This is a genomic window from Mesorhizobium sp. RCC_202, assembly GCF_041355295.1.
Classification (GTDB): domain Bacteria; phylum Pseudomonadota; class Alphaproteobacteria; order Rhizobiales; family Rhizobiaceae; genus Mesorhizobium.
In genome coordinates, this window is sequence record NZ_JBFUPO010000011.1 from 1 (window position 1) to 11,668 (window position 11,668).

The window sequence follows — 11,668 nt, forward strand, 5'->3', positions numbered from 1 at the left end:
AATCATCAATGCCTCCAAAACGAGGCTTGAATCATTCAAAAGCTCTCAGGGGAATCCTGATTCTCAACAGGCCCTAGCCCATTTCACGAGGCAAGATGACCGTCGATCACGCCGTCGGCCACAACACGCTGCGCGGCATCGCGCTGAAGATCGTCTCGGTGGCGGTCTTTGTCGGCATGCAGACCTGTATCAAGTCGGCGGGCGACGTGCCGGCCGGACAGATAGTCTTCTTCCGCTCCTTCTTCGCCATCTTCCCGATCATCGCCTTCCTGGCCTTCAAGGGACAATTGGGCACGGCATTCGTCACCAAGCGGCCGTTCAACCATATTGCGCGCGGTGTCGTCGGCGTCGGCGCCATGGGGCTCGGCTTCTTCGCGCTGACCCGGCTGCCGCTTCCGGAGGCGATCACGCTGAACTATGCGCAGCCGCTCCTGGTGGTGGTGTTCTCCTCGGTCTTCCTCGGCGAATCGATCCGCGTCTATCGCTGGAGCGCGGTCGCGGTCGGTCTCATCGGCGTGCTGATCATCTCCTGGCCGGAACTGACGCTGTTGAATTCCGACGAGGGGCTCGACGACCAGGAGGTGCTGGGCGTCATGGCGGCTTTGACCGCGGCGGCGATTTCGGCCGTCGCCATGCTTCTGGTGCGCAATCTCGTGCAGACCGAGAAGACGGCGACCATCGTGCTGTGGTTCTCGTCGACGGCAACGGTGCTGTCGCTGTTCACGCTGCCTTTTGGCTGGCAGGCGCTGACGCCGATGCAGGCGGCGCTGCTCGTCTTCGCCGGCTTCTGCGGCGGGCTCGGCCAGATACTGATGACGGCTGCCTATCGTCATGCCGAGGCTTCGGTCGTGGCGCCCTTCGAATACACGTCGATGATCCTCGGCGTGGTGGTCGGCTATTTCGTTTTCGGCGATGTGACGTCGCTCAACACGCTCATCGGTGGCGTGATCGTGGTTGCCGCCGGCATCTTCATCATCTGGCGCGAGCGGCAGCTCGGCCTGGAGCGGACGCGCACCAGAAAGGCCGCGCCGCCGCAGGGGTGAACGAGATCGCCGGCATGTCTATCGAGTTGGTCTGTTTCTCACTCCAATGAGGAATTGAAAATGAATGATAAGGATCGCCCTTACGTCCTCCATACGAACCGCGAACTGGCGATGATGCTTGCCGGGACCAAACCGTTGGCTGTGTTTACCCACGAGAAGGTGGACGGTTTTGAAAAAGCCGACGCGCTGGCCAATCAGGACTTCGCGCCGCATGTCGCGGACGGGACGTTTTCTGAGCATATGAAAACAAGGACAATATCCCTGCCAAGCGGTCGCGATGTCCACATCGACTACTGGTTCTACACGCACAGGGGCGAGGAATGGCGCGTCGAAGCATATTGGCTGCTTTTCGAATCCCTCCACCACAGGGGTTGGTGCCCGCAATTCGAATGGCTGGAGGGAAAGCTGCTTGGCTATACCGATCAGCAGAATGACTATCATCTTTTACGGAAATATCCTGCAGACCGATGGGTTGCCGAAATTTGCGGATCGCAGGGTTCGGAGGGTGGCTGAAGCTTAGCCATCTTTCGCGTTGGCTCGCTCCTTAGCCAGCCGTACCAGGACTGCCCGCGTCTGCTCGTCGGCCGGGAAGAACGATTCGATCGCCAGTTCCGACAGCGTGACATCGAGCGGCGTGCCGAACACGGTGATGGTGCTGATGAAGGACAGCACCTGGTCGCCATGCGCGAGCTTTAGCGGATGGACGATGCCGCTTGGCTCGACCGGCGCCGGACGGCTGCTCTTCAGGCCGGACGGATAGGCGCGCAGCTCGCGCTCCAGCTCGATCAGCACCGGGTCGCCGGTGGCGTCGTTCTGGTGCTTCAGCCGTTCGATGAGATGCGCGCGCCATTCCGCCAGATTGACGATGCGCGGCGCGACACCGCCCGGATGCAGGCTGAGCCGCAGCACATTGACCGGCGGCTGGAGCAGGGACGGTTCGGAAATATCGGCAAGGAACGGCGCGATCGCGGCATTGGCCAGGACGAGGTTCCAGTGCCGGTCCACCGCCAGCGCCGGAAACGGTTCGTGACCCTTGAGCACGGTCTCGACGGCGGCCATCGCCGGCGCCAGCGTTTTATCGGTCAGCGATTTTTCGCTGAAGCTCGGCGCGAAGCCGGCGGCAAGCAACAGCTGGTTGCGCTGTCGGAGCGGGATCGACAACTGCTCGGCCAGATGCAGGACCATATCGCGCGACGGCTGCGCGCGCCCGCTTTCGACGAAGGAGAGATGTCGCTGCGAAATCTCGGCCTCCATGGCGAGGTCGAGCTGGCTCATGCGCCGCCGCGTGCGCCATTCGCGGATGAGGCTGCCGGCGGAGAGTTCGGGTGTGGTCATGGGGGAATGACTAGGCCGGAGCGAGGTGCAATTCAATTACCTGGGAGGTCATGGCTCCCCATCGCTGGAGATTGGCGAAAGCGCCGGTGACGGCCAATCTCCCCCCTTGTGGGGGAGATGCCTGGCAAGGCAGAGGGGGGCGCTGTCCCGCCAGCATAGCGGTCAAGTTTCCGAAGTGGGCGTTCCTTCGCGCCCCCCTCTGTCCTGCCGGACATCTCCCCCACGAGGGGGGAGATCAGCTAATCTCCAAGCGACCGCAGCTTAGCCTTCACCTCGAGAAAATCCCGCCAGGCCAGCTTCTTGTGCGCCGGCGTTCTCAACAGATACGCCGGGTGCAGCGTCGGCATAGCCGGAATGGCGACGCCGGACGCAGTCGTGTGCACCCGCCAGTTGCCGCGCAGGCGCAGGATGCCCTCGGTCGTGTTGAGCAGGGTTTTGGCCGACGGCCCGCCGAGATTGATCAGCACCTTGGGATTGACCAGCTCGATCTGTCTTTCGATGAACGGGCGGCAGATCTCGGTTTCGTGCGGCGTCGGCGTGCGGTTGCCCGGCGGCCGCCAGGGAATGACGTTGGCGATATAGGCCGACTGTCGGTCAAGCCCGATCGCAGCGAGCATGCGGTCGAGCAGCCGGCCGGAGCGGCCGACGAAGGGCAGGCCCTCAAGGTCCTCGTCGCGGCCCGGCGCCTCGCCAACCAGCATCAGGGCGGCATTCGGGTTGCCGTCGGCAAAGACCAGGTTCTTGGCGGTGAATTTGAGGTTGCAGCCGTCGAAACTAGCCATGTGCTGGCGCAGTTCCTCTAGCGTCGAGGCACTGGCGGCAAGCTGGCGCGCGAGCAGCGCCTGCGCCTCGTCGGGGACCGCGGCCGTGGCCATGCGCACCGGCGCGTCCGGAATGTTGCTGGCGTCGAGGCCGGGGGCCGATCGCTGCGGCGGGGGGCCCGCCTCAAAGCCGGGTCGCGCTGCGGATTGCTCCCGAGGCCTGCTTTCGCTGACGGGCGCGGCCGGCGGGCGAGGGCGTTCCGCCGGTTTCGGCCTGGCCTCCGCGAAGCGGTTGATCGGCGCATCCTCAAGCGCGTCATCGACGCCGGCGCTGGCGTAGAAGGCGAGCAGTTCGGCGATCTCGGCTCTGGGGGAGGCGGCAGTCATGGCGCCACCATTGTCCGCGCGGCGTCGATTTGCAACTGCGATGAGATCATCCGGTGGGGATGCGTGGATCCTGCACGATATAAAACGTCCAGCGCGGCGTGTAGTCGGTGATCAGGAAATCGAAGGTCGCCGTCTTCAGCGGGTCGACCTTGCCGTTCTTGAACAGGAGTTGATCGTAAGGCTCGAACCGGCGGTCGAAATCGGCGAAATTGCTCGACCAGATGTTGTCTGGCGTCTTGTTGCGCTGGTCGAAGGACAGGCCGTCGCCGAACACGCTCGGATGGTCGAGGATTTCCTGCAGCTCGAACTGGAATTCCACCCAGGGCAAGGCGCTGTTGTTGAGCACGTCGATGCGCATATACATCACGCCATTGGCGACCTCGCCGGCCTTGCCGAACGGCTCGATCGGCTTGGTGGCGCGGATCGTGAGCGTCACCGGCGTCGCCGTGTTCAGCTCTTCCTTGATGATCAGCGGGTCTTCCTTGGTGCCGATGCCGGAAACGCTGGTGATGTGGAAGCCGCCAAGCTCGTCGGAGAAAGAATAGGCGCCTGTGGTCCAGACCTTCACCGGATCGGCCAGCGCCGGCTCGGATAAAAAATATGCCGGCACGGACAACACAAGCGCCGGCACGGATAAATACAGGAGCGGAAGAACCGCACGCCAGGCGGTGCCGGGCGTCAACAGCAAGCGCTTCAGTGGAAAGCCGGATGGCTCGAACATGCGCATGCGCCAAGTATTGCCGATAACCAAGCCGTCGAACAATTAAAAAGATGCGGGCAGCAGGCTGGTCTGCGATCCGGTTTGTCCTGGCCTTGGCTAACGCTGCCTCCACTTCGTAGGAAAACCGCGACTTTTTGTCGAAATCGGCGTTGTCACGTCAGCGCCGGTTTCGCGTCGCGAATTGATGCGCTATGCAGCGCAGGAGCCAGCACAATGCGAGAATGCGGCAAGCCAAAGAGGGGTCGATGAGCGATATCGAACGCGAAAGCATGGAATTCGACGTGGTGATCGTCGGAGCGGGTCCCGCCGGTCTTGCCGCCGCAATCCGTCTGAAGCAGCTCAATCCCGATCTTTCGGTCGTCGTCCTGGAAAAGGGCGGCGAGGTCGGCGCGCACATCCTGTCCGGCGCCGTCGTCGATCCGATCGGCATCGACCGGCTGCTGCCCGGCTGGCGCGAGGAGGAGGGCCACCCGTTCAAGACGCCGGTCACCGCCGACCATTTCCTGGTGCTCGGGCCGGCAGGCTCGTTCCGTCTGCCCAACATCATGATGCCGCCGCTGATGAACAATCACGGCAATTACATCGTCTCGCTCGGCAATGTCTGCCGCTGGCTGGCGACCAAGGCCGAGGCGCTCGGCGTCGAAATCTATCCGGGCTTCGCCGCGGTCAGCCTCGTCTACAACGAGGTGGGCGCCGTCATCGGCGTCATCACCGGCGACATGGGCGTCGAGAAGGACGGCACGCACGGGCCGTCCTACGCGCCGGGCATGGCGCTGATGGGCAAATATGTGCTGATCGGCGAGGGCGCGCGCGGCTCCTTGGCCAAGCAGTTGATCGCCAAATACAGGCTTTCCGACGGTCGCGATCCAGGCAAATACGGCATCGGCCTCAAGGAACTCTGGCAGGTCAAGCCGGAGAATCACAAGCCGGGCCTGGTGCAGCACACCTTTGGCTGGCCGCTCGACCTGAAGACCGGCGGCGGCTCCTTCCTCTATCATCTCGAAGACAACCAGGTGGCGGTCGGCTTCGTGCTCCACCTCAATTACAAGAACCCTTATCTGTCGCCCTTCGAGGAGTTCCAGCGCTTCAAGACGCATCCGGCGATTGCCGGCACGTTCGAGGGCGCCAAGCGCATCGGCTATGGCGCGCGCGCCATCACAGAGGGCGGCTGGCAGTCGGTGCCGAAACTGTCCTTCCCGGGCGGCGTGCTGATGGGTTGCTCGGCCGGCTTCGTCAACGTGCCGCGCATCAAGGGTTCGCACAATGCGGTGCTGTCCGGCATGCTGGCGGCCGAGCATGCGGCCGAAGCGATCGCCGCCGGCCGCGCCAATGACGAGCTCGCTTCCTATGAAGAAGCCTGGCGCGGCAGCGACATCGGCAAGGACCTGAAGAAGGTGCGCAACGTCAAGCCGCTGTGGTCGCGCTTCGGCACTGTTCTCGGCATCGGCCTCGGCGGTCTCGACATGTGGCTGAACACGCTGTTCGGCTTCTCGCCCTTCGGCACGCTGAAGCACGGCAAGGCCGATTACGCGTCGCTCGAGCCCGCCGCTCAGCACAAGAAGATCGCCTATCCCAAGCCTGACGGCGTACTGACTTTCGACCGGCTGTCCTCGGTGTTTCTGTCCAACACCAATCACGAGGAAAACGAGCCGACCCATCTGATCGTCGGCGATATGGCGCTGCAGCAGCGCTCCGAGCACGACGTCTTCGCCGGCCCCTCGACCCGCTATTGCCCGGCCGGCGTCTATGAGTGGGTCGACAAGGACGGCAACGCCGCCGCCGATCCGTCGGCCAAGGATGTGCGCTTCGTCATCAACGCGCAGAACTGCGTGCACTGCAAGACCTGCGACATCAAGGATCCGAACCAGAACATCAACTGGGTGCCGCCACAAGGCGGCGAAGGCCCGGTCTACCAGGGCATGTGAGCCTCACTGCCGGCCGGGCCGTCTCGACCGCCGCCTGGAAAAAGGCGGCGAAGGCCCGGTCTACCAAGGCATGTGAGCCGGGCTGCCGGCCGGGCCGTCTCGACCGCCGCCTGGAAAAAGCCGGCGAAGGCCCGGTCTACCAGGGCATGTGAGCCTCACTGCCGGCCGGGCCGTCTCGACCTCCGCCCAGGAAAAGCGGAGCGGGCCGTTCACCAGCGTATGTGAAGCGGCTAGCCCATACTGTTGAAGCCGAAGCGTTGTTGTGGTTCTTTCTCCGCGGACAGGGGAGAGACAAATGCGATTGAAGGTTTTGACGTGTCTTGTTGCCGTCGCCGCGCTGTATGCGCCGCAGGCCTCGGCCGGCAGCAAGATCCGGGTCGAAACGCGCACATATGACGTCACCGGCGCTTCCGGCATCGAGCTCATCCAGAACATCAATCGCAAGGGTCCGAAACGTGGCTTCATGGCGCACGCCATCGCCCTGACCGCCTATAGCGCCAGCTGGGATCTCGTGATGCTCCGGCGCAACGGCTCGTGCCGGGTGCGGCAGGCAAACGGCACGATGGACCTGGTCTTCACCTTTCCCCGCGTCGTTTCGCCAATGTCGCCGGCACTGAAAAGGCGTTGGAGCCGGTTTATGGCGGGCACACACGCTCACGAGGCGACCCATGGCCGTCTTGCCAGGGACATGATGCGCGCCGCCGAGCGGTCGGCCGTCGGCCTCGAAACCACCGACGACCCGTCCTGCAGCAAGGCGCGCCGTGAAGCGGGGCGCCGCATCGAGGCCGTCTCCGCGCAGTATGAGGCGAAGCAGAAGGCGTTCGATGTGACGGAACATCGTGGCGGCGGCCATGTCGAGCATCTGGTCTTGGCTTTGATCAAGCCTTGACGGTCGGCCCGTCGTTATCCTCGGGTCTTCGCCCCAAGAACACGACAGCCATGCTCAGCCGGGCTACTTGCCTGGTAGGTCGTTCGCCGCCAACGCGGACTCATGCTCTTCCTGAGGCTTGTCGTCGGGCCGCAGCGTGAATTCGACCAGCACCGGCAGATGGTCGGAGCCGGTATCCTCCAGGCGGGTCGACGACAGGATCGCTACGCCGCCCTTGCTGAACACCTGGTCGATCGGCAGGCCGGCATAGCGGCGCAGGAAATCGGGCAGCGTCCGGTGGATCCAGGTCGGACCGGCCGAGGGCATCAGCGTCAGCCCGCCAAGCCGCGCCACCCGCCGCACGGCGGCGCTCCACGGCACGGCGTTGCAGTCGCCGGCCATGACAGCGGTCTCGCCGAGCGCTGCCAGCGGCTGCGCCAGCTCGCCGATCTGCCAGTACTGCTCCTTCGGCCACGGCCAGCTCAGATGGATCGCGGCGACGTCGACCGGGATGCCGCTGAAATCGATCGTGGCGATCGCCATCGCCCCGCGCGGTTCGCAATGCGGCGCGGTGCCGGCGGCGAACGGCCGGCGCGACAAGAGCGCGACGCCGAACACGCCATTGGGGTAGTCGCACAGGATGCGGTAGGGGTAGGCGTCCTTGATATAGCCGAGCTCGGTCGCCCACATTCCCGACACTTCGTCGAGGGTGATGACGTCCGGATTGGTCCGGCCGATCAGCGACAACACCTTCTTCGGCGTCGGATTGTTGAAGCGCAGGTTCATCTGCAGCAGGCTGTAGACCATCCGGTCTGTCGGCTTGGCCACCGCCTGCGGTGACAATCTGGGCAGAGCGCCAGTCGTGGTGGCGAAACAGGCGATGGCAAAGACAAGTGCCGCGACCGCCTGCAGCCGATAGGAGCTGGCAAGCAGCGGCAGCGCCAGGAGCGCCGTCAGCAGGCTCAGATGCATACGGAAATGCGAAAAGGAATCGAAGGCCGGATGCAGCGCGCCGAAGAACCCGGCCAGGAGTGCTGCCGAGAACGCCGTCATCGCCAGGAATGTCAGCTGAGCCATCATGCTCAAGCGCGCACCGCCTGTTGTCATCTCGCTCCGACCGCTTGTTCGGATCGCTTATCGGCCAAATTGCGGCTCAAGCAAGATGACCGATTGCCTCGCCCTGTTCGACAATGATCGCTTACTGGAAGGCCGTCTCGGAAAAGCTTCTGAGTTTGCGCGAATGCAGCCGCTCCATCGGCATTTCGGCGAGCTTCTCCATCGCCCGGATGCCGATGGTGAGGTGCTGCGCCACCTGCCGCTTGTAGAACTCGGTCGCCATGCCGGGCAGCTTCAACTCGCCATGCAGCGGCTTGTCGGAGACGCACAGCAGCGTTCCATAGGGCACGCGGAAGCGGAAGCCGTTGGCGGCGATGGTGGCCGATTCCATGTCGAGCGCGATGGCGCGCGACTGCGACAGGCGCTGCACCGGCCCGCGCTGGTCGCGCAGCTCCCAGTTGCGGTTGTCGATGGTGGCGACGGTGCCGGTACGCATGATACGCTTGAGGTCGTAACCGGACAGGCCGGTTACCTCGGCTACCGCCTCCTGCAGCGCCACCTGGATCTCGGCCAGCGGCGGGATCGGCACCCAGACCGGCAGATCGTCGTCCAGCACGTGGTCTTCGCGCACATAGGCATGCGCCAGCACATAGTCGCCAAGCGCCTGCGTGTTGCGCAGGCCGGCGCAATGGCCAAGCATCAGCCAGGCGTGTGGTCTGAGCACCGCGATGTGGTCGGTGATGGTTTTGGCATTGGACGGACCGACGCCGATATTGACCATGGTGATGCCGCCATGGCCGGGCTTCTTCAAATGATAGGCCGGCATCTGCGGCAGGCGCGGCGGAGGCGAGCCTTCGCTCGGCGCGGCGGCTCCAGCCTTGGTCACCACATTGCCGGGTTCAACGAACTCGGAATAGCCCCCGCCGCCGTTGGCCATCTGGTCTCGGGCCCGCGCGACGAACTCGTCGATGTAGAACTGGTAGTTGGTGAACAGCACGAAATTCTGGAAATGCTGCGGGCTGGTCGCCGTGTAGTGCGTCATGCGGTGCAGCGAATAGTCGATGCGCTGCGCGGTGAACGGCGCCAGCGGCCTCGGCTCGCCGAACGCCACCTCGAAGGTGCCGTTGGCGATCTGGTCGTCGGTGCCGTCGAGGTCGGGCACATCGAACAGGTCGCGGATCGGCCGCTTGATGCGCTCGGCGGCGGCGCCGTCGACATAGGTGCCTTCGAGGAAGGCGAAATGCAGCGGGATCGGCGTCGTCGATTCCGACACCGTCACCGACACGCCGTGATTGCGCATGATCAGCTTCAACTGCTCGGTGAGGTAATTCTCGAACAGCAGCGGCTGCGTGATCGTGGTGGCGAAGTTCCCCGGCGTCGGCATGTGGCCATAGGCCTGGCGGGAGTCGACCTGGCTGAACGAGTTCGTGGTGACGGCAATCTGCGGATAGAAGGCGCGGTAGCGCTTGCCCTCGTCGCCGCCGGCCGCAAGTGCGGCGAAGGAGTCGCGCAGGAATTTGGTGTTGCGGTCGTAGAGCGTCTGCAGCGCCGCGACGGCCTTTTTGGCGTCGCCGAAGCTTTGCTTGCCGAAGGGCTCCGGCATGACGACCGATTCGATGGCTTGGGGGTAGATTCGCTTTTCCATGGCTCAATATAGAGACTCAGGATGACGGTTGGGAGGGGAGACGAGCCTGAGACAGGTGTGAAGTTGAGTTTTTCTTGGGCGCAGGACTCAAGGCGCGTCGGGATTGACGTCGGTCGACGTCACCTGACCGCCTATGAAGCTTGCCCGCGCTGCAGGCTGATGAGCAGCACGAAGCCGACGCTCCTGTCCTTGTGCGCCGGCGCCTCGATCCTGTGGCCGGTATCGGCACGCATCATCGGCATTGCCAGCACCGGGACGGCGAGCAGCATCAGGAAGAGGGTCGCCCGCGGCAGCAGCCGGAGGCTCGTCGCGGCAAGGGTGGTGAAGCGGTTCATGGTCGTGGCGTCCCCGGTTTTCAGCTAACTTGTTTCATCTTGGTCGTTTCAGCGGTTGAATTGGTTCACGCAATTCGGACGGCAGCTGCCGGCCATTTCCCATGAGCGCGCCGGACGTCCGGCTTGCGCCACGAGGATGGCGAAGCCCATCCCGAACAGGCCCATCAGCAGGCAGACGATGGTGAAGCGACGGGCAAGCATGTCTCTCTCCTTCAATGCGGGAGAGAATGCCAAAATGCCTCTGAACCGGTTCTGAGACCGGCATTCATCTGAGGTTCAAATTGATTGACGGGGTTTTGAGTGCACGTTTGCGTCGACAGACGGAGCGTCCCGACAAACGTTCAAACAGGGTTGACCCTAAACCGAGTTCGGGAAACATATCGCCAAAACGGGGGAGTTTAGATGGCAAAGCAAGCAAAGGCCTCGAAAGAGGCGAGGACCTTCGTCGCGCGATTTATAGACGCGCTGACCCGGATGTCGGGTCCTGAAGGAACCAGCGTCAACGGCAACACCCTGCGTGATGAGCTTGGTTGGGCGGATGTGACATTTAACCGGACCAAGGCGGTGCTCCGTCGGCAAGGTAAGATCAGGGTCAGCCCGGGAAGAGGAGGTCAGATAAGCCTCGTTCAGCCCTCCCAAAAACCGAAGCCCAAACCGCTCAAGGCTTTCATTTCTTATTCTCACGCCGATGTCGCCCTCAAAGCCGAGTTGATCAAACACTTGTCCCCGCTTAAACGGGCCGGCCTGATCGACGCTTGGCACGATGAAAAAATTGAGGCGGGAGAAAAATGGGCTGAAGCCATCGCCAAGAATCTGGAGACAGCGGAAGTTGTGGTGCTCCTGGTCAGCGTTGACTTTATAAATTCGGATTATTGCAACACAGTAGAGTTGACCCGAGCCCTTCAACGTGAGCAGGAGAAATCGCTCGTGGTCATTCCTGTAATTGCACGAGAGTGCCTCTGGAAGTACGAACCCTTCAGCCAATTTCAAGCGGCTTTGGGTGGAAAAGCCATTTCCAGTTTTCCCGATAGGGACGACGGCCTCACTCAGGTCGCGGAGGCGATCAAAACGAGGGCGGAGGCGCTACGCAAGGCGAAGGAGGCCGTTTCATCCTAGATGTAGAATGATGCGACATCGAAGGTGCGGTCTGCGTATGAGCCCCCGTCGCTGTTGAGCCGATCTCCAGAAGGCGCAACGCTCCCAAAACAAAACGGGCCCCGTTTCGGACGGTCGGTTTTTCGGCGATCAGAGCTTGTGCCAGGTCTGGCTCTTGCAGATTAGCCCGCCCAGCACACAGCCGCTCATCTTCAGCGAGGTGCCCGAAAGCGTGGCTTTGCCGGAATAGGTCTTGTCGTTCGCCGGGTCGGTGATGTTGCCGGTGTATTTGTTGTCGCCGGCCGCCTTCAGCGAGCCGATGGTCTTGCCGGCATATTTGCCGGACTTCAGTGTGATGGAAAACGAGCCGCTGCCACCGATCGCGGCGGTGTCGCCGGCCTGCGTCTTCCAATTGCCCTCGATCGGGTCGGCCCATGCGGCGCCGGCCATGATCAAGGTGGCCGCGAGCGCCAAGCTTACTTTTCGAAACATGTCTG

The 11,668-nt window shown here is 63.0% G+C and carries 13 protein-coding genes; 5 read left to right on the forward strand and 8 right to left on the reverse strand.

Features of this window, described 5'->3' with window-relative positions; translation table 11 throughout:
* Positions 1 to 95: 95 nt before the first annotated feature.
* Both AB6802_RS23445 and AB6802_RS23450 read left to right on the forward strand, forming a co-directional pair.
* Positions 96 to 1,043, forward strand: coding sequence for a DMT family transporter (locus AB6802_RS23445; RefSeq protein WP_371012563.1), 948 nt, complete (start codon positions 96 to 98; stop codon positions 1,041 to 1,043).
* Positions 1,044 to 1,103: 60 nt separating this feature from the next.
* Positions 1,104 to 1,556 (forward strand): hypothetical protein, encoded by a 453-nt coding sequence (locus tag AB6802_RS23450; protein WP_371012564.1) that lies wholly within the window; start codon positions 1,104 to 1,106, stop codon positions 1,554 to 1,556.
* A 3-nt stretch (positions 1,557 to 1,559) separates the two neighbouring features.
* On the opposite strand, the gene AB6802_RS23455 is transcribed toward AB6802_RS23450, so the two are convergent.
* The 3 genes from AB6802_RS23455 to AB6802_RS23465 form a co-directional block, all read right to left on the reverse strand.
* Entirely contained in the window at positions 1,560 to 2,378 is an 819-nt protein-coding gene (locus tag AB6802_RS23455) for a helix-turn-helix domain-containing protein (RefSeq protein WP_371012565.1), read from the reverse strand.
* Between the two features lie 239 nt (positions 2,379 to 2,617).
* The gene (locus AB6802_RS23460) at positions 2,618 to 3,526 is read right to left on the reverse strand and encodes a uracil-DNA glycosylase family protein (protein ID WP_371012566.1); all 909 of its coding nucleotides are present in this window, start codon (positions 3,524 to 3,526) and stop codon (positions 2,618 to 2,620) included.
* 46 nt (positions 3,527 to 3,572) lie between these two features.
* Entirely contained in the window at positions 3,573 to 4,253 is a 681-nt protein-coding gene (locus tag AB6802_RS23465; RefSeq protein WP_371012567.1) for a hypothetical protein, read from the reverse strand.
* 239 nt (positions 4,254 to 4,492) lie between these two features.
* On the opposite strand from AB6802_RS23465, the gene AB6802_RS23470 reads away from it, so the two are divergent.
* A complete protein-coding gene (locus tag AB6802_RS23470; protein ID WP_371012568.1) occupies positions 4,493 to 6,172 on the forward strand; it encodes an electron transfer flavoprotein-ubiquinone oxidoreductase in 1,680 nt (559 codons plus the stop codon).
* 295 nt (positions 6,173 to 6,467) lie between these two features.
* Positions 6,468 to 7,061 carry a DUF922 domain-containing protein gene (locus AB6802_RS23475; RefSeq protein WP_371012569.1) on the forward strand — a complete coding sequence of 198 codons (594 nt, stop codon included), beginning with the start codon at positions 6,468 to 6,470 and terminating at the stop codon, positions 7,059 to 7,061.
* A gap of 63 nt (positions 7,062 to 7,124) precedes the next feature.
* Here AB6802_RS23475 and AB6802_RS23480 read toward each other — a convergent pair whose 3' ends face one another.
* The 4 genes from AB6802_RS23480 to AB6802_RS23495 form a co-directional block, all read right to left on the reverse strand.
* Positions 7,125 to 8,120, reverse strand: coding sequence for an endonuclease/exonuclease/phosphatase family protein (locus AB6802_RS23480; RefSeq protein ID WP_371012756.1), 996 nt, complete (start codon positions 8,118 to 8,120; stop codon positions 7,125 to 7,127).
* Positions 8,121 to 8,238: 118 nt separating this feature from the next.
* On the reverse strand, positions 8,239 to 9,699 hold the full coding sequence (locus tag AB6802_RS23485) for an AMP nucleosidase (RefSeq protein ID WP_371012757.1): 1,461 nt from the start codon (positions 9,697 to 9,699) through the stop codon (positions 8,239 to 8,241).
* Between the two features lie 173 nt (positions 9,700 to 9,872).
* Positions 9,873 to 10,076 (reverse strand): hypothetical protein, encoded by a 204-nt coding sequence (locus AB6802_RS23490; protein WP_371012570.1) that lies wholly within the window; start codon positions 10,074 to 10,076, stop codon positions 9,873 to 9,875.
* Between the two features lie 48 nt (positions 10,077 to 10,124).
* A complete protein-coding gene (locus AB6802_RS23495) occupies positions 10,125 to 10,277 on the reverse strand; it encodes a hypothetical protein (RefSeq protein ID WP_371012571.1) in 153 nt (50 codons plus the stop codon).
* A gap of 201 nt (positions 10,278 to 10,478) precedes the next feature.
* Between AB6802_RS23495 and AB6802_RS23500 the strand changes: the two genes are divergently transcribed.
* Positions 10,479 to 11,192 (forward strand): toll/interleukin-1 receptor domain-containing protein, encoded by a 714-nt coding sequence (locus AB6802_RS23500; RefSeq protein ID WP_371012572.1) that lies wholly within the window; start codon positions 10,479 to 10,481, stop codon positions 11,190 to 11,192.
* 129 nt (positions 11,193 to 11,321) lie between these two features.
* Here AB6802_RS23500 and AB6802_RS23505 read toward each other — a convergent pair whose 3' ends face one another.
* Entirely contained in the window at positions 11,322 to 11,663 is a 342-nt protein-coding gene (locus tag AB6802_RS23505) for a DUF2147 domain-containing protein (protein WP_371012573.1), read from the reverse strand.
* Between the last annotated feature and the right edge of the window lie 5 nt (positions 11,664 to 11,668).